Annotated in this window: 1 pseudogene; it reads left to right on the forward strand. The window is 48.2% G+C overall.

Going from position 1 to position 987, the window contains the following annotated elements:
- Positions 1–148: 148 nt before the first annotated feature.
- A pseudogene (locus B5G28_RS14215) lies at positions 149–987 on the forward strand (IS3 family transposase); the annotation flags it as partial.

Below are 987 nucleotides of genomic sequence, written 5' to 3' on the forward strand. Positions count from 1 at the left end.
AGCGATGCGAAGGTTTGAGATCAACAACCATGGCATCATTGAACGGTGGGAGCGAATCTATCTTGAAGAAGGGCCGGAAGGATTGGCGATCGAACGGCGAGGGCGAAAAAATAGCAGCCAGTCTGCCAAGTCGTCTAAGACGGTTGAAGAAGACCTGATCGCCGAGAACCAGCGGCTGCGCGCGGAGAACGAATACCTAAAAAATTTGCAAGCCTTGGTTTTGGAAGAAGAGCGACGCCGGCACAGAAAACGCAGGTGATCCAAACACTGAGGCTGAAATATCCGTTATTGCTTCTGCTTGAAATCGCTCAGCTGCCCAGAGCAACCTTTTACTACTATTTGAAACGGATGCAGCGGGCAGACAAATATGCAGGGGCAAAAGAAGAAATCGCCGCTATCTACCACGAAAATAAAGGAAGATACGGATACCGGCGTATCACTATGGTACTTCACAGCCGAGGATTTCTCCTGAACCACAAGACTGTCCAGCGGATGATGAAAGAACTGGGCTTGGTTTGCCGTGTCAGAGTCAAGAAATATCGCTCTTACAAAGGAGAAGTGGGCAAGATTGCGCCCAATCTGCTGAACAGAAACTTCCATGCGGAAAAACCAAATCAAAAGTGGGTCACTGATGTGACAGAGTTCAGCTTGTTTGGTCAGAAACTCTATCTTTCTCCAATCCTGGATCTGCACAATGGGTATTTGGTGAGCTATGCTATCTCTGACCGACCGGTTTTAAGCATGGTAACAACTATGCTCACCAAAGCCTTTGAAACCATACCGGATGCAACCGGACTGGTTCTCCACTCTGACCAAGGCTGGCAATACCAGCACAAGCAGTACCAACGTATGCTGCGTGTGAAAGGTATTCGGCAGAGTATGAGCCGCAAAGGGAACTGTCTGGACAATGCGGTGGCAGAAAACTTCTTCGGCTTACTCAAGAGTGAACTGCTTTATCTGCAAGAATTTGAGTCTATGGAACACTTC

The sequence above is a fragment of the Faecalibacterium sp. An77 genome (assembly GCF_002161315.1).
GTDB lineage: Bacteria > Bacillota > Clostridia > Oscillospirales > Ruminococcaceae > Faecalibacterium.